31 protein-coding genes and 2 pseudogenes are annotated in these 25093 nt (G+C 61.7%); 19 read left to right on the top strand and 14 right to left on the bottom strand.

What is annotated here, in order from left to right; translation table 11 throughout:
- Positions 1-15 precede the first annotated feature (15 nt).
- The 5 genes and pseudogenes from H5V43_RS22565 to H5V43_RS23730 all read left to right on the top strand — a co-directional run bounded on the left by H5V43_RS22565 (position 16) and on the right by H5V43_RS23730 (position 2441).
- Positions 16-363: a transposase gene (locus tag H5V43_RS22565; protein WP_037484504.1), complete on the top strand. Its 348-nt coding sequence runs from the start codon at positions 16-18 to the stop codon at positions 361-363.
- Positions 312-1160 carry an IS3 family transposase gene (locus H5V43_RS22560; RefSeq protein ID WP_146032627.1) on the top strand — a complete coding sequence of 283 codons (849 nt, stop codon included), beginning with the start codon at positions 312-314 and terminating at the stop codon, positions 1158-1160. The genes H5V43_RS22565 and H5V43_RS22560 overlap by 52 nt, the downstream gene beginning before the upstream one ends.
- A gap of 57 nt (positions 1161-1217) precedes the next feature.
- Positions 1218-1760: pseudogene (locus tag H5V43_RS22555) on the top strand (IS5 family transposase); the annotation flags it as partial.
- A 104-nt stretch (positions 1761-1864) separates the two neighbouring features.
- Positions 1865-2263: a DUF4142 domain-containing protein gene (locus tag H5V43_RS22550; RefSeq protein WP_229742720.1), complete on the top strand. Its 399-nt coding sequence runs from the start codon at positions 1865-1867 to the stop codon at positions 2261-2263.
- A gap of 25 nt (positions 2264-2288) precedes the next feature.
- Positions 2289-2441, top strand: coding sequence for a DUF305 domain-containing protein (locus H5V43_RS23730; RefSeq protein ID WP_229742718.1), 153 nt, complete (start codon positions 2289-2291; stop codon positions 2439-2441).
- A gap of 100 nt (positions 2442-2541) precedes the next feature.
- On the opposite strand, the gene H5V43_RS22545 is transcribed toward H5V43_RS23730, so the two are convergent.
- The 3 genes from H5V43_RS22545 to H5V43_RS22535 all read right to left on the bottom strand — a co-directional run bounded on the left by H5V43_RS22545 (position 2542) and on the right by H5V43_RS22535 (position 5944).
- A complete protein-coding gene (locus tag H5V43_RS22545; protein ID WP_025550796.1) occupies positions 2542-4122 on the bottom strand; it encodes an ABC1 kinase family protein in 1581 nt (526 codons plus the stop codon).
- The gene (locus H5V43_RS22540) at positions 4119-4874 is read right to left on the bottom strand and encodes a TetR/AcrR family transcriptional regulator (protein WP_229742716.1); all 756 of its coding nucleotides are present in this window, start codon (positions 4872-4874) and stop codon (positions 4119-4121) included. Before H5V43_RS22540 ends, H5V43_RS22545 begins: the two co-directional genes overlap by 4 nt.
- Positions 4875-4984: 110 nt before the next feature.
- Positions 4985-5944 (bottom strand): MlaD family protein, encoded by a 960-nt coding sequence (locus H5V43_RS22535; protein WP_025550799.1) that lies wholly within the window; start codon positions 5942-5944, stop codon positions 4985-4987.
- A 117-nt stretch (positions 5945-6061) separates the two neighbouring features.
- Here H5V43_RS22535 and H5V43_RS22530 point away from each other — a divergent pair, with 117 nt between their 5' ends.
- The 12 genes from H5V43_RS22530 (at position 6062) to H5V43_RS22475 (ending at position 15576) form a co-directional block, all read left to right on the top strand.
- Positions 6062-6472, top strand: coding sequence for a PaaI family thioesterase (locus tag H5V43_RS22530; protein ID WP_025550801.1), 411 nt, complete (start codon positions 6062-6064; stop codon positions 6470-6472).
- Positions 6469-6879, top strand: a complete 411-nt coding sequence (locus H5V43_RS22525; protein ID WP_025550803.1) for a PaaI family thioesterase — start codon at positions 6469-6471, stop codon at positions 6877-6879. Before H5V43_RS22530 ends, H5V43_RS22525 begins: the two co-directional genes overlap by 4 nt.
- 386 nt (positions 6880-7265) lie before the next feature.
- Entirely contained in the window at positions 7266-8492 is a 1227-nt protein-coding gene (locus tag H5V43_RS22520) for an HlyD family secretion protein (protein WP_025550805.1), read from the top strand.
- Positions 8489-10015 carry an MDR family MFS transporter gene (locus tag H5V43_RS22515; protein ID WP_025550807.1) on the top strand — a complete coding sequence of 509 codons (1527 nt, stop codon included), beginning with the start codon at positions 8489-8491 and terminating at the stop codon, positions 10013-10015. The genes H5V43_RS22520 and H5V43_RS22515 overlap by 4 nt, the downstream gene beginning before the upstream one ends.
- Positions 10015-11448, top strand: a complete 1434-nt coding sequence (locus H5V43_RS22510; protein WP_025550808.1) for an efflux transporter outer membrane subunit — start codon at positions 10015-10017, stop codon at positions 11446-11448. Before H5V43_RS22515 ends, H5V43_RS22510 begins: the two co-directional genes overlap by 1 nt.
- A gap of 128 nt (positions 11449-11576) precedes the next feature.
- A complete protein-coding gene (locus H5V43_RS22505; RefSeq protein WP_025550809.1) occupies positions 11577-12002 on the top strand; it encodes an organic hydroperoxide resistance protein in 426 nt (141 codons plus the stop codon).
- Positions 11999-12484: a MarR family winged helix-turn-helix transcriptional regulator gene (locus tag H5V43_RS22500; RefSeq protein WP_037483575.1), complete on the top strand. Its 486-nt coding sequence runs from the start codon at positions 11999-12001 to the stop codon at positions 12482-12484. Before H5V43_RS22505 ends, H5V43_RS22500 begins: the two co-directional genes overlap by 4 nt.
- Positions 12485-12518: 34 nt before the next feature.
- Positions 12519-12695, top strand: a complete 177-nt coding sequence (locus H5V43_RS22495; RefSeq protein WP_037483596.1) for a hypothetical protein — start codon at positions 12519-12521, stop codon at positions 12693-12695.
- Between the two features lie 73 nt (positions 12696-12768).
- Positions 12769-13188, top strand: a complete 420-nt coding sequence (tnpA, locus tag H5V43_RS22490; protein ID WP_025550813.1) for an IS66-like element accessory protein TnpA — start codon at positions 12769-12771, stop codon at positions 13186-13188.
- Complete coding sequence (tnpB, locus tag H5V43_RS22485) at positions 13185-13538, top strand: IS66 family insertion sequence element accessory protein TnpB (RefSeq protein ID WP_130030094.1); 354 nt, start codon at positions 13185-13187, stop codon at positions 13536-13538. The genes tnpA and tnpB overlap by 4 nt, the downstream gene beginning before the upstream one ends.
- Before the next feature lie 154 nt (positions 13539-13692).
- Positions 13693-15207, top strand: coding sequence for an IS66 family transposase (tnpC, locus tag H5V43_RS22480; protein ID WP_052816763.1), 1515 nt, complete (start codon positions 13693-13695; stop codon positions 15205-15207).
- Between the two features lie 90 nt (positions 15208-15297).
- A complete protein-coding gene (locus H5V43_RS22475; protein WP_128830838.1) occupies positions 15298-15576 on the top strand; it encodes a hypothetical protein in 279 nt (92 codons plus the stop codon).
- A 63-nt stretch (positions 15577-15639) separates the two neighbouring features.
- On the opposite strand, the gene H5V43_RS22470 is transcribed toward H5V43_RS22475, so the two are convergent.
- Positions 15640-16230, bottom strand: a complete 591-nt coding sequence (locus H5V43_RS22470; protein WP_025550819.1) for a recombinase family protein — start codon at positions 16228-16230, stop codon at positions 15640-15642.
- Positions 16231-16547: 317 nt separating this feature from the next.
- Between H5V43_RS22470 and H5V43_RS22465 the strand changes: the two are divergent.
- Positions 16548-16925, top strand: a pseudogene (locus tag H5V43_RS22465) (replication initiator protein A); the annotation flags it as partial.
- Here H5V43_RS22465 and H5V43_RS22460 read toward each other — a convergent pair.
- From H5V43_RS22460 to H5V43_RS22420, 10 genes are all read right to left on the bottom strand, one after another.
- Positions 16880-17182 (bottom strand): transposase, encoded by a 303-nt coding sequence (locus H5V43_RS22460; protein WP_229742726.1) that lies wholly within the window; start codon positions 17180-17182, stop codon positions 16880-16882. The pseudogene H5V43_RS22465 and the gene H5V43_RS22460 overlap by 46 nt on opposite strands.
- 247 nt (positions 17183-17429) lie before the next feature.
- Complete coding sequence (locus H5V43_RS22455; protein ID WP_025550823.1) at positions 17430-18353, bottom strand: fatty acid desaturase; 924 nt, start codon at positions 18351-18353, stop codon at positions 17430-17432.
- 205 nt (positions 18354-18558) lie between these two features.
- Entirely contained in the window at positions 18559-19215 is a 657-nt protein-coding gene (locus H5V43_RS22450; protein WP_025550825.1) for an RraA family protein, read from the bottom strand.
- Positions 19216-19227: 12 nt separating this feature from the next.
- The gene (locus H5V43_RS22445; protein ID WP_193666901.1) at positions 19228-19905 is read right to left on the bottom strand and encodes an RraA family protein; all 678 of its coding nucleotides are present in this window, start codon (positions 19903-19905) and stop codon (positions 19228-19230) included.
- Positions 19898-20293, bottom strand: a complete 396-nt coding sequence (locus H5V43_RS22440; RefSeq protein WP_193666900.1) for a RidA family protein — start codon at positions 20291-20293, stop codon at positions 19898-19900. The genes H5V43_RS22445 and H5V43_RS22440 overlap by 8 nt, the downstream gene beginning before the upstream one ends.
- Positions 20294-20367: 74 nt before the next feature.
- Positions 20368-20769 carry an amidohydrolase family protein gene (locus H5V43_RS23830; protein WP_254657140.1) on the bottom strand — a complete coding sequence of 134 codons (402 nt, stop codon included), beginning with the start codon at positions 20767-20769 and terminating at the stop codon, positions 20368-20370.
- The gene (locus tag H5V43_RS23825; RefSeq protein WP_254657139.1) at positions 20739-21383 is read right to left on the bottom strand and encodes an amidohydrolase family protein; all 645 of its coding nucleotides are present in this window, start codon (positions 21381-21383) and stop codon (positions 20739-20741) included. Before H5V43_RS23825 ends, H5V43_RS23830 begins: the two co-directional genes overlap by 31 nt.
- A gap of 66 nt (positions 21384-21449) precedes the next feature.
- Positions 21450-21947, bottom strand: coding sequence for an aromatic-ring-hydroxylating dioxygenase subunit beta (locus H5V43_RS22430; RefSeq protein ID WP_025548222.1), 498 nt, complete (start codon positions 21945-21947; stop codon positions 21450-21452).
- Entirely contained in the window at positions 21944-23119 is a 1176-nt protein-coding gene (locus H5V43_RS22425) for an aromatic ring-hydroxylating oxygenase subunit alpha (RefSeq protein WP_025548221.1), read from the bottom strand. Before H5V43_RS22425 ends, H5V43_RS22430 begins: the two co-directional genes overlap by 4 nt.
- A gap of 10 nt (positions 23120-23129) precedes the next feature.
- Positions 23130-24131, bottom strand: coding sequence for a dihydrodipicolinate synthase family protein (locus H5V43_RS22420; RefSeq protein WP_025548219.1), 1002 nt, complete (start codon positions 24129-24131; stop codon positions 23130-23132).
- A 175-nt stretch (positions 24132-24306) separates the two neighbouring features.
- On the opposite strand from H5V43_RS22420, the gene H5V43_RS22415 reads away from it, so the two are divergent.
- Complete coding sequence (locus H5V43_RS22415) at positions 24307-25092, top strand: 1,6-dihydroxycyclohexa-2,4-diene-1-carboxylate dehydrogenase (RefSeq protein WP_193666899.1); 786 nt, start codon at positions 24307-24309, stop codon at positions 25090-25092.
- The last annotated feature ends 1 nt before the right edge of the window (position 25093 follow it).

The following is a 25093-nucleotide window of genomic DNA, read 5'->3' as shown; positions in this document are numbered from 1 at the left end:
TTTGGAGAAAAGCCAATGCGACACCGTTCCCACAGCATGGAGTTCAAACGTCAGGTCGTTCAGGAATATCTGGGCGGCGAAACATTGCATGGGCTGGCCAAGCGTCATGACGTTTCTCGCCAATTGATCCGGGTCTGGATTGAGAAGTATGAGGCGGGCGAGTTCGACGATGACGCGCAAGCGGCTGATCTCATCCAGCAATATGAGGCCCGCATCGCCGCGCTGGAACGCCTGGTAGGCAAGCAGGCTCTCGAACTGGAGTTTCTAAAGGGGGCTCTGCAAAGCGCACCGCGGCCGAGAAACGGGACTACATCCGTCATCACCGGCCCCTTGGCATCTCCGTCTCCCAGGGGTGCAGACTGATGGGTATCGCACGTTCAACCTATTATCATGGGCGGGTGAAGCGGGTTGACGAAGCCGATCTGCTGGCCGCAATCATGGCGATCTGCGATGAGTTTGAGGCTTATGGCTGGCGACGCGTACGGGCGGCCCTTCAGCACCAGGGCATCTGCGCAAATCATAAGCGCATCAAGCGTTTGATGCGGGAACACAGCCTTCAGCCGCGGAGACGGCGGAGATATGTCGCAACGACTGACAGTGATCACGATCTGCCGATCTTCCCGGACCTGGCAAAGGACGTCGCTCTGACAGGTGCGGATCAGCTCTGGGTCGCAGATCTGACCTATGTCGCGATTGCGAGTGGCTTTGCTTATGTGGCGATCATCCTAGACGCATGGTCAAGGCGGGTGGTTGGCTATGCCATCGGTCGGTCGATCGATGCCCGCCTCGCCATTGCCGCGCTTGAAACTGCTATCGCAAGTCGGCAGCCCTCACCGGGCCTCATTCATCATTCGGACCGTGGATCCCAGTACGCAGCCGCTTCCTACCGTGCGCTGCTGGCAGCCAATGGCATTACCGGATCGATGAGCCGGCGCGGAAATCCTTACGATAACGCCAAGGCGGAAAGCTTCATGAAAACGCTCAAGGTCGAGGCGGTCTACCCGATGGCGTTCGAGACTTTCGAGGATGTCGCCACCCATCTTCCACCGTTCATCGACCGCGTCTACAATGAACGCCGACTGCATTCCGCTCTGGGCTATTTGAGCCCGGTGCAGTTTGAGGAGTTACACACCAAAACTATGGTCAAATCCGCGGCCTGATACCTGTCCGACCCCAGGGGCCCACTCCATAACGGGGTCCTTTTTGCACGCCGATCCACAATCCACGACATCGAACTGATGCTAGATCGCGAGCGCCAAGGGCGGGAGGCCAGTCCGAGCGCAGCAGTGATCGACAGCCAGTCGATTAAGGCGCCATCGGCAGAAAAGCGTGGGTTCGACGCAGGCAAGAGGGTTGTCGGGCGCAAGCGGCATATCGCCGTCGATACCGATGGACGGCTGCTGATGGTCAACCTGACCACTGCGGACATTTCGGACAGCGCGGGCGCCCAGACCATCCTCGATGGCATCCGCAAACGCTGGCCCTGGATCAAACATCTCTTCGCCGATGGCGCCTATGACCGCCTCAAACTCATGGACAAAGCAAGCTATCTGGATTTCGTCGTCGAGGTCATTCGACGCAGCGATCAGCAGCAGGGCTTCAAGGTTCTGCCCCGGCGTTGGGTCGTTGAGCGGACCTTTGGCTGGATGATCCGATGGCGCCGATTGGTCCGCGATTACGAGAAGCGCATTGACGTCTCGCAGGCCATGATCCTCGTCGCCATGGGCGGCAATCTCCTACGCCGAAACGCTCACCCCTGATTTTCCAAACAGACTCTAAGCCGATCCACAAAAGGAACCAACCGGTTTCCTTTTCGTTTGCGGACTTGAATTCAAATTATCAAGATAAGCCACCAGAAAGGAAAATGATGAAGATCGTGATCTCCGCCGCGCTGCTTTCTTTGGTGTCGGTGCCGGCTTTCGCCCAAGCAGTTGCCCCATCCACGTCAGGAACGATGACCAGCGCGGATGTCGGGGTAGAGCCGATTGCCAGCCAAAGCGGCCCAAACTACGTTCTCGCCGCGTCGGACGCGAACGTCTATCAGATAAAGGCTGCCCAGCTTGCCGCAACGCGCGCGCAGCGGGACGACGTCAAATCCTACGCCAAGCGCGTCCTAGCCGAGGCACAAAGCAGCCAGAAAGCACTGATGGCAGCGCTCAAAAACGATCAGCGCACGATCAAGGCACCATCGTCAGCGTTGTCGGCCGACCGCGCTGCTCTTGTCAAGTTGCTGCAAAAAGGCACCGAAGAGCGCTTTCGATAACCTTTATCTCACCCAGTCGGCGAAGGTGCAACAAGCGGCGTGGGCAATCCACAAGGGATACGCCCAAGACGGCACCGACCCAGCGCTGCAGCAGATCGCCGGCACGGCTGTTCCCGTGCTGGAAAACGAACTCACCACCGGCAAGTCACTCACACCCTCCGGGCTTGCGGGAAGGTGAACCTAGCTGGGCCGGGCCGCATAGCTCCCGGCGGCCTGGCCCAGCGTTTTGAACACCTTTTTATGATGGCATAAGTCGATGAGGATACAACCAGTAAAATCTATCGATTTCTAGTAAGTGCCAATATGACCACAGCAATTCCCCATGAAGCTAGCGATATGTATATTTGTTGACTAAAGAGAACCGCTCCGCCTACGATCAGACCGGCAGCGAGTATATCTCTTTGGGGCGACGGCCTCTCCTTGTTCGGTGATGGTAATGACACGTGAACCGGGATTGTACCTGACTTTGCTACTTTCTCCACCAGTCCAATCAGGTCGGGAGAGGCTGCGGCCAAGCGGCCGATCCCTGTTGCCAGGCGGCGCCCACCTTTTCTCAGTTCGGCAGGACTAATTCGCTCGCGCGCAAGCTCGCGGGCGATCGGCATCGCCCTAGCCGCGATATCGAACTCTGGGTCTAGAGTCCGTACCAATCCCTCGGCGGTCAGTAATGTGCGCAGGAGCAAAGCAAGGTCGGGCGGCAATGCCAGACGGTATTGGCGCAGTAACGTGAACACGCGCGAGAATATCTCGGACAGATCAACCTGTTTCAAGACAGCGCCACGAAATTGACCGATCAAAGACTCAAGATCCCTTTGCAACCCATCCACCTCAACGGTCCGGTCGCCTGACCAGTTTATCAGCACATCCGCGACCGCGCGCGGATTTTCTCCCGCGATAGCTAGGACCAAGGTAACCAGCTCCGAGCGACGGTTTGGAGTCAGCGTTCCGGTGGCACCGAAGTCGATGAAAGCGATCTTTCGGCTTGGAAGCACGAATACGTTCCCCGGATGGGGATCTGCGTGAAACCGGCCGTAAAAGATGATCATGCGCAATATGGCGTCCGCGTAGGCGCCTGCAATTGCGGCCGCGTCTGTTACCTCGTCTGCTGCTATAAGGACGCCGCGCACCGAGACTCCTTCAAGCCGCTCCTGGACGTTGACGCGGCGGCCGACATAGTCCCAAAAGAATTTCGGTGTCCTCACGCCTAGCGTGTCGAGAAATGACCCAATCCCCTCACATGCTGCCGCTTCGGCGCTCAGATCCATTTCTTGAGACAGGCTCTCGGCGAAGAAGCGAAGCAGTTCGTCAATCTTGAGCCGCCGCAGTTCCGGCGAGCGCCGTTCGGCCAGACGCGCAAGTCGTCGTAGCAATCTCAGGTCGGCGTCGACGCGGGTCGCTATTCCCGGGCGGCGCACCTTGACGACAACTTCGGTTCCATCGGAAAGGGCTGCACCGTGCACCTGGGCAATCGACGCCGCGGCGATTGGTATCCGATCGAAGCGCGCGAAAACATCAGCAACGGGCGCACCGAGAGACGAGACGAGTTCGGGTTCGATCTCGTGGAATGGTACCGCAGGAACTTGATCCTGTAATGTCGATAGCGCATTCACCCACTCCGGCCCCAGAAGATCGCCACGTGTGGCGAGAAGCTGGCCCAGCTTTATTGCGACCGGGCCTAGGTCGCGAAGAAGCGCGACTACCCGAGTTGATGCGTCCGGCTCGACGGACCATGTCAGCGGACCGCTCGCCAACCCAACGCGTGAGGCGAGGCCGCCGAGTCCGTGACGTGCGAAGATTCGCGCGAGCTCTCCAAATCTTTCCCGCTCACTCAACGGAATATCATCTGCGACCTCGGTCATTGCATATTCTCGGTTCCGAGTGCGGGAGGTAGACAGCCAATAATAAAAAGCTCGATGCCCCGTCTGACTCGGGCGCGGGCGTTTTCATCATAGGCCGGGGGGGCGAGGCCGAGTGCCGCGCGGCGCATCGGTGCTACGACCACGAGGGTCACGAACTGTTCAGCGGCGAAAACGGGATCCGGTAGATCGAGTTCACCCTTGGCGGCAGCAGCCCCGAGAATGCTCGCCACCCACTGAGCGGCGCGCTGAAAGCCGAACTCGTGAATGTTGGCGGCAAGCGCAGGAAAGCGCACGGCCTGCGCGATCACGACACGTTCCATTGAAGCGATACGTGGCGTAAGCAGCCACTCGAGAAGCACATCGGCTATCGACTGCAGCCTGTCCACGACAGCAAGATCCGCATCGACGGCCGGCTCCAGCGCCCGAAGTTGCGTGTCAATCTCGTCGAGGATCACAGCTTCGAACACACGCGCTTTGCTGCCGAACCTGGCGTAAAGGGTCCGCTTCGAGATCTTTGCACGCTCGGCGATCATATCAGCGCTCGCGCCGTCAAAGCCATGTTCGAAGAACATTTCACGAGCGCTTTGCAGAATATGGGAGGTGAGGCGGATCGCTGCCTCTGCCGTTGGCCTGCCAGTCCGACCGCCCCGCTTGCCGCTCCCCGATCGCACCTTCATTTCAATCTCGCCTCCGCCATGCCTGATAGTCGCTGAAGCTGAAATCGGCGACCGGTTGCCAAGATGCGCCACCATGTCCTGCTCACGCGCTCACGGCCACCGCCTTGTTCAATATGGGGAGGTCCCTGAATACAATCGGGGGCGGTCCCGAGGATGAACGTCACTCGTACCACGAAACGCTGGCGCTAGCGCGATGGTGGTGGCGACTGTTTTGCTGAATTGTAATCGGGCAACTTTGGCGCCCCGAACAGCTGGAGTCCTTCGCGATCAACGCGCTCGACCTGGTCGCCGAGGCGCTGTGTCGTGGATCGCGCCGAGCGAACGGACTCTGTGACCTCACGGCTTCGGCCTTCGAGGGCGCGAACGGCCGGGCGCAGCGCCTCCACATCGCCACGAAACTCTTCCGCCGCGCGCTGAGCGCTGCTCAGCTTGTCATCGATTCCAAGGCTGGCATCGCGACGCGCTTCCAGCTTGGCACGGATGCGGCCCGCTCGCTCGCCAGCGCGAGCGATTGAAGCGCCAGTGCTGAGGATCCGTCCGCGCGACCCGGTTAGCGTTTCAGATAACCGCGTCGCCCTGTCCGGCCACGCCGAGGAGGCGGCGCTGAGCGCTGCCAGTCGCTCGCGCGTATGCTGCTGTCCCCGGGCATCCAGATTGCTGGAAACATTGTCGACGGAACGGCTGATCTTTTCGATGAGTGCCATCGGGTCTCCGCCGGAACCCAGGAGCCCTCCCTCCTTCGCGGGGATGACGGGCAAGCCGCCATCGGTGGAAGCCGTGATCGCCGCGGCGCCCTTCACACTGCCGTCGATCGTGATCGTGGCGTCATCCCCGAGAAGCGACCGCACTATTTCGGCCTTAGCTCCATCCAAGATCGGGATGTCTGGATCTAGCCGCACCGTGACGAGGGCTACTGACGGATCTTGAAGGTCGAGACGGACATCGGTCACAACGCCCGCCCGAACCCCGGCATATGTCACGGAAGCGCCGCCCTTCAGCCCCCGGACGTCGTCGCTGAACCGGATCACGAAGTCTTGGCCATCGGGACTTTTGGCCGTCATCAGCCAGAAGGCGAAAACCGCGAGGGTCGCAAGCAGCGTGCCGACGACCAAGAAAACCAACAAGCGGTTTGAGCGCGTCTCCATACCTCCACGCAACTTAGCCAAGCAGCCATCAGATGTAAACCGTCCGGTGTATTTCCATATTTGCTGTTGACGCCTCATTGGTGCTGGGAAAGATTGCGCCACCGTGAGGAGAGCGATTTGGCCGACGTTCCGGGTTTCGCAGGCATAATCATTCCATGGAGTGCCGAACTGGATCTTGTGACGATCTCGGCGGACGATGGGTTGTGTTCGATGAGATTGCCCAGTCGGGCCGCCTTGGCGGACCATGCCGACGGGATCGCGCCCGGTGCGGTGGCAAGCCTCATCGACCATGTGTGCGGAGCCGCCATCATGTCGCGGCAGATGCCGATCTCGATCTCGACGCTGAACCTGAAGATCGACCATATTCGACCGGCGACGCCTGGGTCCGATGTGACGGCCTGGGGACATTGCTACCGGATGACCGACGCATTCGCCTTCGTGCGCGTAGAGGTCTGGGACCAAGACCCTTCAGATGTATTCGCCACGGCACAAGCCGTCTTTTCGGTGAAACACCGGGCAGCGGCATGAGCGCCGACGCGAAGATACAAGCGATCCTTGCCTCGTCGGGGTTCAGCTCGAAGCTCGCCAAGATGATTTCGGTCGAGGAGGCTGGCGCGCTCTGGAAGCTGTCTCCGACCGCGGAACTCGTCGGCAATCCGTTGGCTCAGGCGCTTCACGGCGGCGCCATCACGGCGTTTCTCGAACTGGCATGCAGCGCTGTCCTGTCACACCGGCTCGACCGAAACTGTCTGCCCCAACTCATTAGCATCAATGTGCAGTTTCTTGCCCCGATGCGGCTCGCCCCGGTCACGGCGCGGCCAAATCTGCGCAGGATCGGGCGGCGCGTCGCGGTCGCCCACGTTGATGCATGGCAGGATAGCCCGGACACGATTGTATGTGCGGCACAGTGCGAATTTCTGTGTGAATTCGCCTGACGCTGATTGGTCTCGCCGCGCGTCGATATCGGGGGGTATAGGTTAGCCCGGCGGCGACCGAAAACTGATCGGCTTCGCCAACGTCGACGACGGCGGGGCTCTGCTTATGTCTTGCGAGCATTCGGCCGTAGGCACTCCAGTCCCTATCCCGAACCCACGGCGGAGATCCCTGCTCAGGTTCTGGAAAGCGAATGCTGTCAAGTTGAAGCGCTTCCAGCCGGGATTATGGTGGAATACGCCCACACGCTTGCAGCCGCGACCGCAGGCGTCATGTTGGATGGGTGCGTCAGCCGGCCAATCGCTTTTTTCCGATCAAAATCGAAGGTAGAAAACAGCCGCATCAATTACTATGATACGATACGGTTTACATATTACAAGGTTGAAGAGTGGCAGATCGCAACGAACCCGAGACAGATGCGAGCGGGCATGACGACGAAGGGGAAGAGCGCGGCGACCGACCGACTGGCACTGATGGGGATGCGCCAGATAAACCGGGTCTCCTGACGCGATATCCCGTTATCCGCTACGCGCTGATCGCGGCGCTGGTGGCCGGGATCGTCGCGGCCGCCATGTGGTATGTCAATTATCGGGAACGCGGGCAGTATCGTCAATCGACGAACAATGCGTATGTGCGGGCCGACTTCGTGACCGTTTCTCCCAAACTGGGCGGTTATGTCGAACGGGTTCTCGTGCGTGACAACCAGCCCGTGAGACGCGGGCAGCTTCTGGCAGTGCTTGATCCGCGGGACTATCGTGCAAGCGTCGCACAGGCGCAGGCGCAGGTCGCCTCGGCCGTTGCCGGCATCCGGACAGCACGCAGCACGCTCGACGAGCAGCGCGCGGCCATCGCGCAGTCGGCGGCGCAAGTGTCCGCAGCCGAAGTCGCCGCCGAGGCCGCAGCCGCGGAGGTCCGGCGGTACGAGCCGCTCGCGCAGTCCGGGGCGGAGTCGCGCGAGCGGCTGGCGGCCTTGGTGCTCGAGCGCGATCGCGCGGTCGCCAACCTGCGCGCCCAACGCGCCACCTATCTGGCGGCAAGGCGCGGGCTGGAAACGCAGAGTGCCCGCATCGGCCAGGCTCTGGCTCAACGGGAAACCGCGCAAGCGCAACTCGACCGCGCCTCGACCGACCTTGGCGCTGTCGAGCTTCGCAGTAGCATTGACGGCGTGGTTGCCGACAAGGCGGTGCGGGTGGGGCAGTTCGTCCAGCCCGCGACCCGGCTCATGTCGATCGTGCCGGCGAACCAGCTCTATATCGAGGCGAACTTCAAGGAGACCCAGGTCGCCCTCATGCGCGTCGGCCAGCCGGCGACCATCAAGGTCGATGCGCTGGACGGGGCCGAACTGCGCGGCCGGATCGACAGCTTCGCACCCGGCACCGGTGCGCAATTCTCGGTGCTGCCGCCCGAGAACGCGACCGGCAACTTCACCAAGATCGTCCAGCGTGTGCCGGTGAGGATCAGCATCGAGGCCGGACCCGAAGCGCGCAAGGTCCTGCGGCCCGGACTATCGGTGGAGGTCACGATCGACACCATCGGTGCGAAGGGCAGCCGCAAGCGGATCGAGGAGGAGAGCGAGCGGCTTGGGCGCGACGAGGCGCAGGTCCAGCGACGATGACCCGTGAACGCGCAAGCGCGCGGGACTGGCTTGCGGTCGCCGCGGGCACGATCGGGTCCTTCATGGCGCTGCTCGACATCTCGATCGTCAACGCGGCGCTGCCGACAATTCAGGGGGAAATCGGCGCCAGCGGGACCGAGGGGACCTGGGTGGCAACGTCATACCTGGTCGCCGAGATCGTCATGATCCCGCTCAGCCCCTTCCTTGTACGGCTACTGGGCCTCCGAAATTTCCTGCTCGCCGCCGCCGTTTCGTTCACCGGCTTCTCGGTGATCTGCGGCCTCTCGACGACGCTGCCCATGATGATCGCCGGTCGCGTCGGTCAGGGATTCACCGGCGGCGCGCTCATTCCGACCGCCATGACGATCATCGCCACGCGGCTGCCACCCTCACAGCAGCCGATCGGGACCGCGGCCTTCGGCGGGACAGCCATCCTAGGACCCGTGCTCGGCCCGATCATCGGCGGATGGCTGACCGACAATTACAGCTGGCACTATGCGTTCTTCCTGAACGTGCCCGTGTGCGCCGGCCTGGCTGTGCTGCTGCTCGTCGGCCTCGATCACGAGCGCCTGCGCCTCAATCAACTGCGGAACGCCGATTGGCTGGGCATCGCTGGGCTGGCGATCGGGCTCGGCTCGCTTACCGTCATGCTGGAGGAGGGGCAGCGGGAGATGTGGTTTGAATCGGCGATGATTATCAAGCTCGCCATCGCCACGGTCTTTGGGTTCACACTCATCGCCATCGGCCAGGTGAGGTCGCCGCAGCCGGTCCTGAAACTGTCGTTGATCTTCAGCCGCACCTTCGGCAGCGTGTTCGTGCTGAGCCTCGTAATCGGCGTCGTTCTCTACGGGGTGACCTTCCTGATTCCTCAGTTTCTGGCGGTAATGGCCGGCTACAGCGCGCTGCAGTCGGGGCAGGTCGTGTTCGTGTCGGGCGTCCCCGCGCTGCTGCTGATGCCGTTCCTCCCGCTCGCCTTCAAATATCTCGATGTCCGCGTGGCCGTCATCATCGGCATGGTCGCCATCGGGATCAGTTGCGCGATGGATTGGAGCATGACGGCGGATACCGCTGGCGGCGACCTCGTCGGATCGCAACTGGTAAGGGGTTTCGGCCAGATCTTCGCGATGATGTTCCTCAACCAGGCGGCGATCAGCGCCGTCGCGCCCGAGGACGCGGGCGATGCGTCCGCCCTCTTCAATGCTGGCCGCAACCTGGGCGGGTCCATCGGTCTCGCGATGATGGCAACCCTTCAGGATCGTCAAACCTTCCTGCATTTCAATCGGATCGCCGAATCAGCGTCGGCGAACGCGGCGGCGACGCAGGAATGGTTCGGTCGCGCGATGGCGGGGGCGGCCGGCGAAGCCGGGGCGTATCGTCAACTGGCGGGCCAGATGCTCCAGCAGGCGACCGTGATGGCCTATAACGACCTCTATGTCGTCCTCGCGATTGCGATCGCCGTCACGACCCCGCTGGCGCTGTTCCTTCGCCCCATCCCCTCCGGCACCCAGATGGCCATGCATTGATGATCCGCTTCCTGATCCCTGTACCGCTTCTGCTTGCCGGCTGCACGGTCGGACCCGACTATGAGGGGCCACGCCCCGTCGCGAGTGCCGAAAGAACTGGTGCGACGTTCCGCCGCGCCGACCCTGCCCAAACCGTCGCCGATCCCCCGCTGGCGCGGTGGTGGGAGGCGATGGCCGACCCGCGCCTCAACGCGCTCGTCGAGCGTGGGCTCGCCGCCAGTCCCGATGTCGCGATCGCGGAGGCGAGAGTGCGCAAGGCCCGCGCCGCCGCGCGTGAGCAACGGGCCAACCGCTTGCCCTCGATATCAGCCACTGGGACCGCCATCATTGCGGACCTCCCCGCCGGATCTCTCGCCCTCCCATCGCAGGGAGAGCAGGACGACCGGATCAAGGCCGAGTTCTACAACGCGGGCCTCGACGCCTCCTGGGAGATCGACCTGTTCGGCGGGCGCCGCCGCGCCGCGGAAGCCGCCTCCGCGCAGGCCGACGCGGCGCGTGCAAACGTGGCGGACGCGCAGGTCCGCCTCTCCGCCGAGATCGCCGATAATTACGTGACGTTGCGAGAACTCCAGCAGCGCCTGGTGCTGGTGCGCCGATCCGCCGCGCTGCTGGCGCAGTCGCTTGCGCTTCTCGAACAGCGCGAGCGGCGCGGCGCGTCGTCGCGCGACGACGTCGTCCGCCTGCGCACCGAACTCAACCGGACGCAAGGCGGCCTGTTACCGCTCGAAGGCCAAATCGCGGTGACGCTCGACCAGCTTGCGCTGCTCACGGGCGACGAGCCGGGTGCGCATGATGCTACCCTCTCCTCCCCCGGGGCCATCCCCTCCGTCCCCGCGAGCGTCGCGATCGGCGATCCTGAGACGATGCTGCGGCGCCGGCCCGACGTCCGGGCCGCCGAACGGCAACTGGCCGCTGGCACCGCGCAGATCGGCGTCGACGTCGCGCGCCAATTTCCCTCGGTCAGCATCATGGGAATCATCGGCCTTGGCGGCCCGAGTATCGGCGACGTCGTGGATACCGACAATGTGTCGAGCCTGTTGTTGCCGCGGATAAACTGGAGCTTTCTCGACTTCGGCCGCAATCGCGCCCGGGTGGAGCAGTCCCGCGCCGGACGGGACGAGGCGGAGGCGCAGTATCGCAAGTCCGTCCTTGCCGCCCTGTCCGATGCCGAGACGAGCCTGTCGCGCTTCGGCAATCTGCGCGCGACCCTCCTGTCGAGCTACCGGAGCGCCGAGGGCGCCCGGCAGTCTTCTCGCTTCGCAGCCCAGCGGTTCGAGCGCGGAGCTGCACCGCTGACATCATCCATAGACGCAGAACGCGCGGCGCTGACGGCGGACATCTCCGCGGTGGAAGCACAGGGGCAGTTCGTTCGTGCGTTTGTGGGCCTCCACAAGGCGCTCGGGCTCGGCTGGGAGGGGTCCAAAGAACGCTAGTCCATGTCATCCGTCAGTGTCTGCTGAAGGAGACGACTAGCGTCGCTGCTAACGATAATGTCTTGCGTGCAATCTAATTGCCAGCGATAGGACTGCGTATAGGAATCGCAAGTCTGGCAGGAGAACCTATGGGCCATCTCTATACTACCAAGGTCACGGCTATTGGAGGTCGCAGCGGGACCGTTCGCAGCGAAGACGGGATCCTCGATCTGCAACTGGCGATGCCAAAGGAACTTGGCGGCAAGGGCGGTGCCACCAACCCCGAACAGCTCTTCGCGGCCGGCTATGCCGCGTGCTTCGAGAATGCGGTCATTCATGTGACCCGTGCGCAGGCCGACAGGGTTCGCGACGAGGATGTCGAGGTGACCGGCGAAGTGGGGCTGCTCCCCGACGACCGGGGTGGCTTCAGGCTCGCCGTAACGCTTGGCATTACGATCAGGGGCGTGGATCAGGCGGCAGCCGAGAAAATCGTTCAGGCTGCTCATGCCGTCTGTCCCTATTCGAACGCGGTGAAAGGCAATGTCGACGTTCAACTCGACGTGACCACGCGGTGAGCGACGCGGGGCTGACCTTGGGGTTGGAGGAAGACCCGCTCCTGCTCGACCGCCAGATCTGCTTCCCGCTCTATGCAGCGACCAATCTGTTGGGCCGCCTCTATGGCCCGGTGTTGGGGAAGTTGAACCTCACCTATCCACAATATCTCGTCATGCTGGTTTTGTGGGAACAGCAGCCGCAGACGATCGGGGCTCTGGGTGCGCGACTCTATCTCGACAGCGGCACGCTGACGCCGCTGCTTAAGCGGATGGAGGGTGCGGGTTTGCTTTCCCGCGCCCGCGACCAGAATGATGAGCGGCGCGTTGTGGTCACGCTGACCAAACGGGGCAAGACGCTTCGGAACCAGGCCTTGCACGTTCCTGAGACTATGGCGAACGGCTACAATGCTGAAGGCGTCGATGCGCTGCGCGAGAGCGTGCGCGATCTGGTTTCCATTCTGGCGCAGCACAGCACGCGTTCCCGAGGGTCAAAGACCGCTTGAAAAAAACCCCTCGTTCCTTGATCGGAGAATTCATATGCTACGCTCCTTCCTTATCGGTCTGGTGGCGGGCCAGCGCGGCATGACCCCGCTGACCGTGATTGCCACGGCCACCCGCCGGCAGGAGATCGCGCCCCAACTCCCGCTCCAGCAGTTGATGCTGAACCCGATCATCGCCGCCGGTAATGCTGTCATGGCGGCAGCCGAGATGTAAGCGGTAAAAATCCCCCACATTTTCAAGCTGACAGGAGTTGGTAGTTTCGCCGTGTTGGATGGCGAGGTGACCGATGAGCGATGAAACTGATTTCGAAACAAGTTTCGAAACGAGCGTGACGGGCCGGGCGGAACGGCTTGATGTGATCGAAACTCCCGGTGGCAAGCGCCGGTGGACACCCGAGGCCCGGACGCGGATCATCGCTGAAAGCCTGGAGCCGGGAGTGAATGTGTCGGAGGTGGCGCGCCGACATGGGATGTATCCGCAGCAGCTGTACACATGGCGGCGTGGATTGCGGGAGCGGGCCGAGGCCATGAGCTTCGTGCCGGCGATGGTCGACCGGGAGAATGCAGGCCTGTTGCCCGGCGTGCCGTCGCAATCGGTGGGCGGGCAGATCGTCATCGAGACCGGCGCGTTGTCGATCCGTATCCCGTCCGACGTGAGCGCGGATCACATCGAGCGGGTGCTGCTGGCGGTGCAGGTGAACTCATGATCATCCCGCCTGGACCGCTCAAGGTGCTGGTGGCGACGCGGCCCGTGGACTTCAGGAAGGGAATGATAGGGCTCGCCTCTCTGGTCGAGCGCGAACTCCGGCTCAATCCCTTCTCTGGCGTGCTGTTCATCTTCCGGGCGCGTCGGGCAGATCGGATAAAACTCCTGGTCTGGGACGGCACCGGGCTCGTGCTTGTGACGAAGCGTCTGCACGATGGAAAGTTCCGGTGGCCGCGTCCGGGAGACGGCGTGATGAAGCTGTCGGCGGCGCAAGCTTCGGCCCTGATCGAGGGGTTGGACTGGTCGCGCGTGCACGTGCCGCGAGTGCCCAAACCGCTTCATGCGCAGTAGGTCGCATGCCTGATTCTGCCTGGCGCAAGGCCGTTCCTATCGAGGTAAATCCGGCTAGGATGCAGGCGTGGCGGCGCATCCCGAACTCCCCGCAGCGACTGGCCCGGAGGCCGGATACGACGAGCTCCCCGACGACGTCGAGCAGCTCAAGGCGATGCTGCTGGCCGAGCGCGCCCGCGAGCATATCCTCAAGCTGATCAACCGCACGACCTTCGGCAAGCGTTCGGAGAAGCTTCCCGCCGATCAGCTCGCACTGGCGCTGGAAGACCAGGCTGTTGCCCTTGGCGAAGCCCAGGGCCTGCAGGACAAGACGGACGAGGAAACCGAGCGTTATGGCCTCGTGCCTCGCAAGCACCGGCCTGCCGATGCACAGCGCGCATCGCTGCCGGCGCATCTACCGCGCTTCGAGGTGGTGATCGAGCCCGACAGCCTGGAATGCGCCTGCGGCGGCGCGCTGCACAAGATCGGTGAGGACCGTTCGGAACGGCTCGACATCATCCCGGCGCAGCACCGCGTCATGGTGACGATCCGGCCGCGCTATGCCTGCCGCTGCTGCACCGATGGCGTGCACCAGGCATCGGCACCGGCGCACGTGGTGCCCGGCGGCTTGCCGACCGAGGCACTGATCGCAGATGTGCTCATCAACAAATACTGCGACCACCTTCCGCTTTACCGCCAGTCGAAGATCTTCGCGCGGCAGGGCATCGAGATCAGCCGCGCCACGCTCGCCAACTGGGTCGGCCGGGGCATTGCGGCGCTGATGCCGATCGTCACCCGGATGCGCGTGGATGCCCTTGCCCGATCACGGCTGTTCGTAGACGAAACCACGGTCAAGGTGCTGGCACCGGGAACCGGTAAGACCAAAACTGGCTACATGTGGGTCATCGTCTGTGACGAGAGGGCCCATGGCGGTGCCGACCCGCCTCTGGCGCTCTACACCTACCTGCCGGGCCGCGGAAAGATGTGGGCGAAACAGTTGCTGGGGGCCTACCAGGGCATCCTGCAGGTCGATGCCTGGCAAGCCTACGACCAGTTCGGGCAGGAAGAAGGCGCCAACGTCGGCGTCCGGAAGTCCTACTGCTGGGCCCATCTGCGCCGCAAGTTTATCGACGCGGGCGGCGATGCTCCGGTCGCGCAGGATGCCTTGCAGCGCATCGCCGAAATCTATCGCATCGAAAAGGAAATCCGCGGTCGCCATGCCGAGGAGCGCCTCGCTATCCGGCAGAAGCGAAGCCGTCCGCTGATCGATAAGCTCCACGAGTGGTTCGCCGCCACCAGCCCACGCATCATGGCCGGCTCGGCGACGAGCGACGCGATGAAATACGCGCTGAAGCGCTGGGCGGGCTTCACCCGCTTCCTCGACGACGGCCGCATCGAGATCGACAACAACACCGCCGAACGCGCCATCAGGCCGGTGACTCTCCAGAGAAAAAATGCGCTCTTCGCCGGCCACCGACTTGGCGCCGAAAACTGGGCGGCGATCGCCTCGCTGGTCGAAACCTGCAAGATGCTGGACATCGAGCCCTACGCCTACCTCTCCGATGTGCTTGCCCGGATCATCACGCGCTCCGACACCGATGCGATCGACGATTTGCTGCCGTACAACTGGGTCGATACAAACGCCGGACAAACCGCGTTCGAAATGAGCAATCTCGCCAGCGCCGCCTGATCGCCGAAATTACTCCGCCGACCTCGCCGTAGTCGCTCAGCCAGCCAGTGGGGGATTTTTACCGCTTACGCCGAGATGGCGGGCGACAAGATGAAGACCGCGCCCGATCGCACGGTGTCCATCGGTCTGGCCGTGCGCAGTGTTAACGCAGCCTACGCGGGTGCCGCACTGGCCCCGCGCGACAAGCGCGTGTTGGGTGCTGTCATTGCAGTTGGCGCAGCGCTGACTTCCTCCCATGCCGGCCTTGCAGCGCGCAAGTGGTCGATGCGGCGCTATGGGCAGGTTCCGACTGGCTTTGTCGAGGATGCAATCGTCTTCGGCAGCGGCTTGGCCGCTGTCAGTCCTTCACTGGGTTCGCATGAGGCCTGATCATTCCGAGTGTACCTGGCGCCAGATCGAAAAGACCCGGAACCTCGGCAAATATTTCATTTTCTAGGGTTGGTCGCCTTCCCTCTCTGCTCCCATTGCGTCCTGCACAGACGCCGGAAAATGTCGGTAGAGCGTGGGCACCGAGACGCCGATCGCTGGCGCCACTTCGCGGACCGTCATTCCCCCCGCGAGCAGCTTGCGGGCCGCCTCGATCCGCTTGGGCGTCATCACCGTCTTTCGGCCGCCTACCCTGCCATCGCGCTTCGCCACCATCAAGGCGGCGGTCGTGCGCTCGCGGATGAGATCGCGTTCCATTTCCGCCAGCGCGGCGAGGATGCGGAAGACGAACTTGCCCGCGGTCCCCGATGTGTCGATCCCATCGGTTATCGAGCGGAGGCCGATATTGCGGGCTTCCAGCTCCGCCCCGAGATCGATCAAGCCCTTGGAGGTTCGGCCGAGCCGATCCAGCTTCCAGATCACCAGCACGTCGCCTGCGCGCGCATGCGACAGAGCTTCAGCCAGGCCGGCGCGGTTGGCCTTGGCGCCGCTCGCCTTATCGGTGAAGGACCGCTCGCACCCCGCCTCGCGGAGCGCGTCGAGCTGGGGCGTCAAATCCTGTTCGGGCGTCGACACCCGCGCATAACCGATCAGCATGAACCGTTCTCAAAACTCACCTTCCGCGCCTATCACGAGGCACCCCAATCGAGAAAGTGTTTTGATACGCGCTGCCTGCCTGCTACACGTTCTCACATGGTCCCGCTTCATAATCGATCGTTTGTGAGAAGGCCGCGGGGGCTGTCCCGTCCGTCGGTTTCCGAAAGCACGAATGGCGATGCCAACGCCGTCGTCCGGTTATCGAAAGCACGAACTTTGACCGTAAAATCGGCCATCACAGGGGAGCGCCACCGGGCAGCAGCCCTAATCTTCGTGCTTTCGACAACCGGCCGGAACCCGATGGGGCTGCGGACCACATGAGCTTGCCTATCCAACAGGGCGACCTGTTTTCGCTCGATAGCCCGCTGTTGAAGGAGGTTCGCGGCGAACGGTCGCTGATGGCGTTCCCGTTCTTTGCGTTGAGCAAGGGTAAGTGGACCAAGCCGCTCGCCTACAAGACCGACGCGGTTTCGATCGAGATCGTCGCCACCGCGAAGGGCGTTGCGACGATCTACGACAAAGAGGTGTTGCTTTACATCGCGAGCCTCATGGTGGCGAAGCTGGAGGCCGGCGTGGACGTCTCCCAGGACTTCTATTTTACCGCTCACGACCTATTCCGCGTCACCGGCGTCAACGGCTCGGCCCGCTCCTATACGCGCCTGTCGGACGCGCTGGAACGGCTACAGGGCACGAAGACCGGCGCTTCCGAACGAGGTGTTGCCGGAAGACGACCGTCAGCCTCGAACTGCTTCCGCAAATCCCGTCGCCAGGCATAGACTTGCGACGGATCCAACCCGTGACGGCGCGCGACGGCGCTGACACCTTCACCTACGTAACACTCGGCGACAATCGAGGCCTTTACCTCAGGCGGCCAGTCCCGTCGCTTGCCCGCGCCCGTGAATACCTCAAACCGCTGCGCGCCCTTGCTCACAGGATCATCACTCGTGATCATCATAGTAGCAGCGCACCCCAGTCCGTCAGGGCGCGGAGACTCGGCGCTGCTTCCTACGACCGCAAGGTGGGGTCAGGGCTCCGCTTACGGACAAGCCAAACTCGAGCGGGCCACAATTGCCACGGTGACGAGCTGGGTGCGCCACCGAGATTTACCAGCATGATCGGAAGCCTGTTGACTATGAACACCATGCGGCCGGCAAAGTTGATATAGCGCCGCCTTAAAACTACGCTGTCTAGAATCGTTCCTACTCGGCAGGAACCGCTATCGCATCCTTCATCCGCCGGAAAGCCCGGTGCGATTCGATATTTTCCGGTGCCAGCCCAAAAGCAGTCTGCCGCGGAATGTCCTGCGCGTTGATCTCATCGTAGCGCAGGTAATAGGCCTTGTGCATCCGGTAGAAGGGTATCTCCGGATAGAGGTGATGGATCAGGTGATAGTTCTGATAGACCAGCAGGGGGGTCAGCAGCCATTCGAACCCGAATCGCATCGTCGTCGCCATGTAAGGATCTTCATCCTGGGCTACCACGGCGGGATAATGCGGCAGAATGACGAACACGATCGCGATCATGAACAAGGAGATTCGCGATGGGACAAACCACAGCATGAACAGCTCCAGCCCGTAGCCGAAATAGAGCGCTCCCGCGAACAGCGCCACCAGGAAGGAGTAAAAGACGACAAGCTGCATTCCGTGCCGCTTGCGCACAGACTGGCCGTATTTGATGAAGTAATAGATGTAGGCGCCATCGAAGAACGTCCAGCGGAATGGCACCTGCCACCACGGCGATTCGTGTTCGAACAAATCCGGGTCCATCGGGCCATTGGCAAAACTGTGATGCTTGTTGTGAACCCACCGCAAAAGCACCATCGGCGCATAGGGAAAGAGAAAGAACAGGCCGATCGCCCCAATCGATTCGTTCAGCCAGCCGACGCGCGACAGCGAACAATGCGACGCATCGTGAATGACGCTGAACAGCAGGTAAGTGAGCAGTCCGTTGGCGATTGCGCCTTGCCAAAGCGCAATTTGCTCTGTCAGCGCCAGGTACCAGACGGTGCCGATCCCCAGCATCGACACGACAAACAGGATCGCCGTTGGCCATGCGAGCAACGGCGGCTGCCGCAATAGCTCGAAATATTCGTCTTTGCTCGACGGAAAAACGCTCGTAGCCACTGGCAATCCCTCTCCACGCCAAGGTTGCCGCCTTATCAGCCGACCTCTGGCTCCCCGCACACGGCCTTGACGAATCAGGCCGGTTTGTAACTCGTCGACTCATATCCCATCATTGCATAATGTGCAAATATTATCCCGTTAGGCCGTTTGCCGCGACCGGAACGGCGGTCGCCACTCGGTCTGGAAAGAGGCCTGTTCGGAGGCATCAAACCGCACGCGACTGAAGCGCGTGATATCCACCGGCGCGCCGGGCTTCGTCCAGGCGCATTCCCGCATCAACGGCAGCGAGAATTGCCCTTTCGGCGGCTTCCACTTCTTCGGCGATCGCGACGACTTCCTCAACCCGACCCGCCGGAATCGCGACGACCCCATCGGAATCCCCCACCAGCCAATCGCCGGGATCGATCCGCACCTCTACAAGTTGAATCGGCACATCATAAGCATGCGCGGTGGATCTGTCTTTGGCAGTCCGCATTGTGACGCTGTGGGAGAATACAGGGTATTTCAGCGAAACACAGCAATCGCTGTCTCGGCAGACACCATCGATCACCGTGCCTGCGACGCCCTTCTTGTGCGCCACTCGGGTCAAGATATCGCCCCAGACGGTCTGATCCAATTTACCGCCGTTGTCGATTGCGACCACTGCCCCTTCAGGCACGTCGTCGATATAGTCTCCGACTATTCCCTGAGTCAGTCCGACCGGAAGCATCTGAACCGTGAAGGCTGGTCCCGCAAACTTCATCCCCCGTGCTACCGGCAGGATTCCAATCGCCTGGCCGCTGATCGCCAGGCGATCCAGTGCATCGGACAAGGCGGTTACACCCACTGCATTCAACCGCCTAACGAGTGTTTCCTTGCTCATCGCTTTCCCTGCCTATTTCAACATGTCTTCGTAGTTCGCGCCCATCACCTGATCAATTGGAGCGCCTTGCTCAAGGGCAGCGATCATGGCTGTTTCACGGCAAAGGATGCGCTCCGCCTCCGCCAGCACATCGTCCAGGTGTTGCTGTTCGAAGAACACGACGCCGCTTCCATCCGCCACAACCCAGTCCCCGGGGTTGACCACAATGCTGCCGATTGTAACGGGGCAGTTCCAGTCATGCTCGGCGACCCGACCGCGCGCTGTAAGCGGAACAACTGCGCGGCCGAAGACTGGGAAACCAAGCTCGCTGCTTTCATCCAGATCGCGACAAGCGCCGTCGACGATCACGCCGGCAATGCCTTTCCGAGCCGCTCCCCGGCTCAGCAGGCCACCCCAGCCAGAGGCATCGGTCCTTCCGCGATGCTCGACGACCACGATCTCACCCGGTTGTGCCGCCATGATGGCAGAGGCACCCAGGTGCCGTTTGGGTAGTCCTTCGATAGCCGGTCCGAGTTTCACGGTCACAACCCTGCCGGAAATGCGCTGCCTGTTTGCGGTCAACCGGACGAGACCTGGGACGGCTCCGCGGAGACCAAGTTTGTCGAGTGCGTCTGAAATGGTGCAAGTGTCAAAGGCGGCGACACGCTGAGTAGCTGCCAAATAAGACGTTGGTGAGATGTCTTCAGGCATTGTCCGGCACCATCGCTATCGCTTCGCACTGCACCAGGATGTTGCCCGGGAGGTCACCGTAAACCAGCATATGCCGGGCTGGCCGCGACGAGGGATCGGGAAAGTGCGTAAGCCACAATTCATTGATTGCCGGCCTAAGCTCTTTCGTCTTCACGTAGAAGGTCAGTTTGGCAACGTCGTCGAAACGCGCGCCGGCTGCTTCCAAGATCCGGCCCAGCTGCCAGAAGGTCAGGCGGACTTGATCGCCAGCGTCTGCCGCCACTTCACCAGTTGCCGGATCCAAACCGTAGACCCCACCTGTCACGACAAGACGGTCCACCCGGCTCGCGGCAGGGATCGGATTGCCGGAATGGTGAAGGCCTTCAACTTCGATGCTGCGTCGTGTCACGATCCCAATCCTTGAGCGCGACCTGTCGAATTACCCGAAGTCGCGGAAACTCTGCATCGTCGCCAGGCACGTAATCAAACGTCGAGACGCGAAAACAATCGACGGGCATTGCCTTCGAAAACACAGTTTAGCGCAGCCTGGTCAAGTGAAGGAAGCGCCTCGATCACGGGCTTGAGATCGTCGTAGTGGCGGCCTGAAACAGGATCGATGCCGTCTCCCGATCCGGGCCTTTCCGTTCCGAAACAGCATCGGTCATGTCCCACGGTCTTGAACAGAAGCGCGAGCGAATCTGGGTTATGAACTACCGTATCAAACCAGAATTTTCGTAGAATTTCATCGAATTGGGGTGCATCGGCAGCGATACGCCCCTGGGCCCGGGCCATTTCCCGATGCGAGCGCCACCGTCCGATCTGGTAGGGGATGGGACCGCCGCCATGGCTAATCATCAACTTGAGGTCGGGGAACCGGTCGAACACGTCGGCCCGGTAGATCGGATCGAGGTAATCGCCAGTCCCTCTTCAGCGATGAAATGCTCATCATAGGTCTCGCGCCCATTGCAGCATTGTCCCGAATGGATATGGGCAGGAAGATCCAACTCACACAATTTCTCGTACAGCGGGTACCAATAGGGATCGCCGAGCGGAGGCAATCCGTTCATCCCCTCACTGGGGTCAGGGTTCAGCAAGACTCCCACGAAACCGAGCTCATCCACCACTCGCTCGATTTCATCGAACAACGAGGTGATCGGCCGATCGACTTGCTGCGGCAAGGCTCCCACTCCCCGGAAGCGATTCGGATGCATCCGAACTGTCCGGGCAATCATGTCGTTTGTGTCACTTGTCCAGTCGACGATGTCATTCCACCGGGCAGTTCCATTCAAGGTCAGGAAAGGTCGAGGGGAAAGCAACTGCAGGTCAGTCCCCACCGCATCCATGATCCTGACGTTCTGGTCCGCGCTTTCTTCCAGCAGACGATCGGACACCTGCGCACGATAGCTGCTGCCATATTGCCCCCCTGAAACCACAAGATTGCTCCTGTGCGCGTACAGCGCTGCAGGCGCGACAAGGTGAGCATGGGCGTCGATTATCATCGCTTTGCGATCTTTCAGAGAGGTCCTGCCCCGGCTGGAAATTTCAGCAATGTTCAGCAGCGGATATCAAATCGGATATACCAGATACCGGGGCAGAACGGACGTATCGAGCTCGGCCCGTCTGGACAGCAGCTTCAACGCACCGGCTTTTTCCAAACGGATGGTATCAAGATATTGACCCGCAGCCAGAACCTGGGTGATGCCGCTATCGGTGGGCGTCATGAAGACCGAGAAATTCGATCGCATCGAGATAGTAGATGCATCGACGCGTTGATACGCGACGCGCTGGACGAAGTGACGGGTGCGATAGTCCTGGAACGTACCGACCCAGATATCGTTCACGAAAGTGACGCGATCCTCAAGCCTGGATCGGCAATCGTCGTACATGAACCCCAGGGCGAGACCATTTTCCGAATTTTCGGCGGAACGGCAGATGTAGGAAGCCTCGTCTTCCTCGGCATAGTTGGCGAGCCAGCCCTCCATGTCCTTGCCATCAAGCGCGCTGGAGTCAGCCAGCAGAAGGGCGTCGAGCGCGGCCTCAAGCGCAGTGTCGGTCTGCGTCATGCCTCGGCCCTCTCGAAACCCATCACCGACCGGTAATACTCCCAGCGGGGAAGATTGCCGCTCTCGTCGTTCTGGAGGAACTCCGACTCCAGCTTCGACTGGTCGTGCACGCCCTTCTGGAAAATCGCATTGCCGGGCGTGTGGTTGCCAATATGGATGCGATGGAAGATCGATGCGTCCTCCATGCTGATCAGGCCGCAGGGTCCCAGGAGGTTGGAGCTTTGCCGCAGACGATGGAGGACCATGTCCTCATCGTCGTCCTGGTGCGCGAAATAGGCGTAGTGGACCTCAACCGTCTCTTCATCGACCGGGGTTGCGAAGCGCAAATTGATGACATCGAGATGCTTGGTCGAAACGAAGGTCGGGAAGAGCGAAACGATGCGCGACCCGACCGAGGGGTCCTGCCCCTTGAATGCGATCAGCGAAGCGTCCTTGAGCACTGTGGGGCCACTGACCACCGACAGCGCCGATTCGAAACAGATGTGGCCATGTTTCGTCGCGGCGAACTGGCGTCCCTTACCGCCTTGCCAATTGAGCAGCTTGAATGCCTGGTGGAGCAATGGCGCATGGTAGCCATCATTGTCGGTATAGGACTTCCAGTTGCTGTCGTAGCGCACCTTCTGATAGCCCAGCAGCTTGAGCCTGCCGTCCCCTCCCAGCAGTTCGCGCAAGGTGTTCTGCGAATCGCCGAGGAATTCCGTCAACGTTTCGGTTTCAGCCGAAAGGGTCACGAAAATCAGGCCGTAGAAACTGTCGAACCGGGGCTGCGCCAAGGGATAGTCGGACTTGTCGAAGCCGGGCAGGAAATCGCGATGGTTGGGGCAACCGACCAGATCGCCCTTCGCATCGAACAGCCAGCGGTGATAGGGGCATTCGAATTCGGTCTTGTTCCCCATCACCGCGGTTTCGAGCTGGTTGCCGCGATGCGAACAGGCGTTGTAAAACACCCGCACCACGCCTTCCCTGTCGCGGGCGATGAGCAGCGGAACGCCGGCCAAGCGGAAGGTCTTGAAATCGCCTGGATTGGGCAACTCGCTTTCATGCGCGACCGGGTGCCATTCCTGCCCGAAAAAGATGCGCTTCATCTCTTCGGCGTAAATATCCTTGCGGGTGAACGCCGCCTTTGGAACCTCGTTGAAATTCTTGGGCCAGGTCAAGCCAATTTCGGTCATCGCAATCCTCCTAGGCAGCAGCCCCCAATGCTTCGGCTTCGAGCGCCTTGCCCAGTTCGGCCCACATCTGACCGGACTTGCGCGCGCCCGCCAGATAGGGCTCCGGACAGAGATGGTAGGGCGGACGCACAGGCCCGGCCTTCATCCAGCCACCGGCGTCCATCCGCGCCTTTTCAAGCGCAATATTGTAGGTCGAGAATTCCTTGAAGCTGCCGTTCGGGAACAAGGGTGCCGCGGTCGGGCCGAGGCGGCCCATGAACGCCTTGGCCGCGCTCCAGTCGCCGCTTGCGCGCGCCTGGGCGACCAGGTCGCGCAGGGTGGTCGTCACCAGCGGGTGGCAGACCGCTCCGCTCGACCAGAAAGCGTCGACCGAATCATCCATCCGCGCCGCGCCATAATAGTCGAAGTCGATCGGCAGCAGCTTGATCCGGCCCCGGATCGCGGCCAGATCGGGCAAGAGGTTGGCGACGCCGATATATTTGGCGGTCACGACCTGCGGAATTTCAGCCACTTGAGCCCAGAACGGACGCGGGAAATCGAATTTGAAGGCTTCCGGGTTCGCGTAGATCGCGATGTTCATTTCCGGCACGGCTTCGGCAACGTCCTTGTAAAACTGGACAGCGACGTCGAGGCTAGGCGCGCACCACATCGGCACGCCAAGCATCGTGCCGTCGGCACCGAGCGCGAGCGCTTCCCGCGTCAGCGCCACCGTATCGCGGGTGTTGATGCAGGTCGTGCCGACGAAAACCGGGACTCGGCCGGCCGCCGCGTCGATCAGCGCACGCATGAAATCCAGCTTTTCGTCATGGGTCATGGTCGCGGCTTCGCCCAGCGTTCCCATGCTCAAGATGCCGTCGATCCCGGCATCGATCAGCCCGTTGACCACGCGAGCAGTTTCATCGAGATCGACGGTCTTGGTCGCACGCCAGTCCGACGCGTTATCCTTGGACGGGGTCGGAATGATTGCCCAAGCGCCCTTGACATCGGCGGCGCTCAACAACGGCTTGGCCATGACTCATACTCTCCCAATGGAAATTGCCCGCCTCGAGCGGGACGTTCGCTATTGTGTAATGCTTTTCCTTATGTCACTTCAAGTCCTAATATCGGGCTCTTGCCGCTAATGGCAAGATTTGCCGAAGATCGAATAGGTCTCGTTCGCTGGGGCGGACGACGGGGAGAATGTGGACGTGACTTTGCTGAATCGATTCCATGACAAGGTGGCCGTGGTCACGGGTGGAGCGCAAGGTATTGGCTTGGCGACCGCAAGGCGCCTGGCCGAGGAAGGCGCCAGCGTGGTCATCGCCGACCGCGCAGCGGAGGCGGCCGAGGCTTCGGCCGCACAGCTCCAGGCGGAAGGCAGCAATGCCCTGGCAGTCGCGGTGGACCTGGAACACTGCGAAGGCGCTGTTGAACTGTATCAGACGGTCATTGACCGATTCGGGCGAATCGACGTCGCCGTTCACAACGTCGGCGGCACAATCTGGGCCAAGCCCTACTGGGACTACACCCCGCAGGAAATCACCGCGGAAATCAACCGGTCGCTGTGGCCGACACTGTGGTGCTGCCACGCGGTTCTGCCCCACATGCTGGCGGCAGGGCGCGGGGCGATCGTCAACATCGGCTCGGTTGCGACACGCGGCGTCAACCGCGTCCCCTATGCCGCCGCAAAGGGCGGGGTCGCCGCGTTGACTACTGCCCTTTCGCTTGAACTCGAAGCTAGTGGCATCCGGGTCAACTGTGTCGCGCCAGGCGGAGTAAACGTGACCAGGGTCACCCCCCGCAATCCGGCTGCGCCCACCGAAGCGGATCGCCTCGGCTTCAGCCAGGTGATCGAACAGACGCTGCGCGATACGCCGATGGCCCGCTTTGGCGAGCCCGAGGAACTGGCCGCGGCGATCTGCTTTTTCGCCTCCGACGATGCGTCCTACGTCACAGGCCAGACACTTTTCGTCGCCGGGGGCGGCATCGGCTGAC

Source organism: Sphingobium fuliginis, from assembly GCF_015074805.1.
GTDB classification, from domain to species: domain Bacteria; phylum Pseudomonadota; class Alphaproteobacteria; order Sphingomonadales; family Sphingomonadaceae; genus Sphingobium; species Sphingobium fuliginis.
This window is presented reverse-complemented; position numbering and strand designations above follow the sequence as displayed.

Coding starts and splice junctions, on each gene's coding strand:
- H5V43_RS22565 (WP_037484504.1), top strand. CDS start 16: ATGCGACACCGTTCCCACAGCATGGAGTTCAAACGTCAGGTCGTTCAG.
- H5V43_RS22550 (WP_229742720.1), top strand. CDS start 1,865: ATGATGAAGATCGTGATCTCCGCCGCGCTGCTTTCTTTGGTGTCGGTG.
- H5V43_RS22545 (WP_025550796.1), bottom strand. CDS start 4,122: ATGACCGAGGTCGCAGATGATATTCCGTTGAGTGAGCGGGAAAGATTT.
- H5V43_RS22540 (WP_229742716.1), bottom strand. CDS start 4,874: ATGGTGGCGCATCTTGGCAACCGGTCGCCGATTTCAGCTTCAGCGACT.
- H5V43_RS22535 (WP_025550799.1), bottom strand. CDS start 5,944: ATGGAGACGCGCTCAAACCGCTTGTTGGTTTTCTTGGTCGTCGGCACG.
- H5V43_RS22525 (WP_025550803.1), top strand. CDS start 6,469: ATGAGCGCCGACGCGAAGATACAAGCGATCCTTGCCTCGTCGGGGTTC.
- H5V43_RS22515 (WP_025550807.1), top strand. CDS start 8,489: ATGACCCGTGAACGCGCAAGCGCGCGGGACTGGCTTGCGGTCGCCGCG.
- H5V43_RS22510 (WP_025550808.1), top strand. CDS start 10,015: ATGATCCGCTTCCTGATCCCTGTACCGCTTCTGCTTGCCGGCTGCACG.
- H5V43_RS22505 (WP_025550809.1), top strand. CDS start 11,577: ATGGGCCATCTCTATACTACCAAGGTCACGGCTATTGGAGGTCGCAGC.
- H5V43_RS22495 (WP_037483596.1), top strand. CDS start 12,519: ATGCTACGCTCCTTCCTTATCGGTCTGGTGGCGGGCCAGCGCGGCATG.
- tnpA (WP_025550813.1), top strand. CDS start 12,769: ATGAGCGATGAAACTGATTTCGAAACAAGTTTCGAAACGAGCGTGACG.
- tnpB (WP_130030094.1), top strand. CDS start 13,185: ATGATCATCCCGCCTGGACCGCTCAAGGTGCTGGTGGCGACGCGGCCC.
- tnpC (WP_052816763.1), top strand. CDS start 13,693: ATGCTGCTGGCCGAGCGCGCCCGCGAGCATATCCTCAAGCTGATCAAC.
- H5V43_RS22475 (WP_128830838.1), top strand. CDS start 15,298: ATGAAGACCGCGCCCGATCGCACGGTGTCCATCGGTCTGGCCGTGCGC.
- H5V43_RS22470 (WP_025550819.1), bottom strand. CDS start 16,230: ATGCTGATCGGTTATGCGCGGGTGTCGACGCCCGAACAGGATTTGACG.
- H5V43_RS22460 (WP_229742726.1), bottom strand. CDS start 17,182: ATGATCACGAGTGATGATCCTGTGAGCAAGGGCGCGCAGCGGTTTGAG.
- H5V43_RS22450 (WP_025550825.1), bottom strand. CDS start 19,215: ATGAGCAAGGAAACACTCGTTAGGCGGTTGAATGCAGTGGGTGTAACC.
- H5V43_RS22445 (WP_193666901.1), bottom strand. CDS start 19,905: ATGCCTGAAGACATCTCACCAACGTCTTATTTGGCAGCTACTCAGCGT.
- H5V43_RS23825 (WP_254657139.1), bottom strand. CDS start 21,383: ATGATAATCGACGCCCATGCTCACCTTGTCGCGCCTGCAGCGCTGTAC.
- H5V43_RS22430 (WP_025548222.1), bottom strand. CDS start 21,947: ATGACGCAGACCGACACTGCGCTTGAGGCCGCGCTCGACGCCCTTCTG.
- H5V43_RS22425 (WP_025548221.1), bottom strand. CDS start 23,119: ATGACCGAAATTGGCTTGACCTGGCCCAAGAATTTCAACGAGGTTCCA.
- H5V43_RS22420 (WP_025548219.1), bottom strand. CDS start 24,131: ATGGCCAAGCCGTTGTTGAGCGCCGCCGATGTCAAGGGCGCTTGGGCA.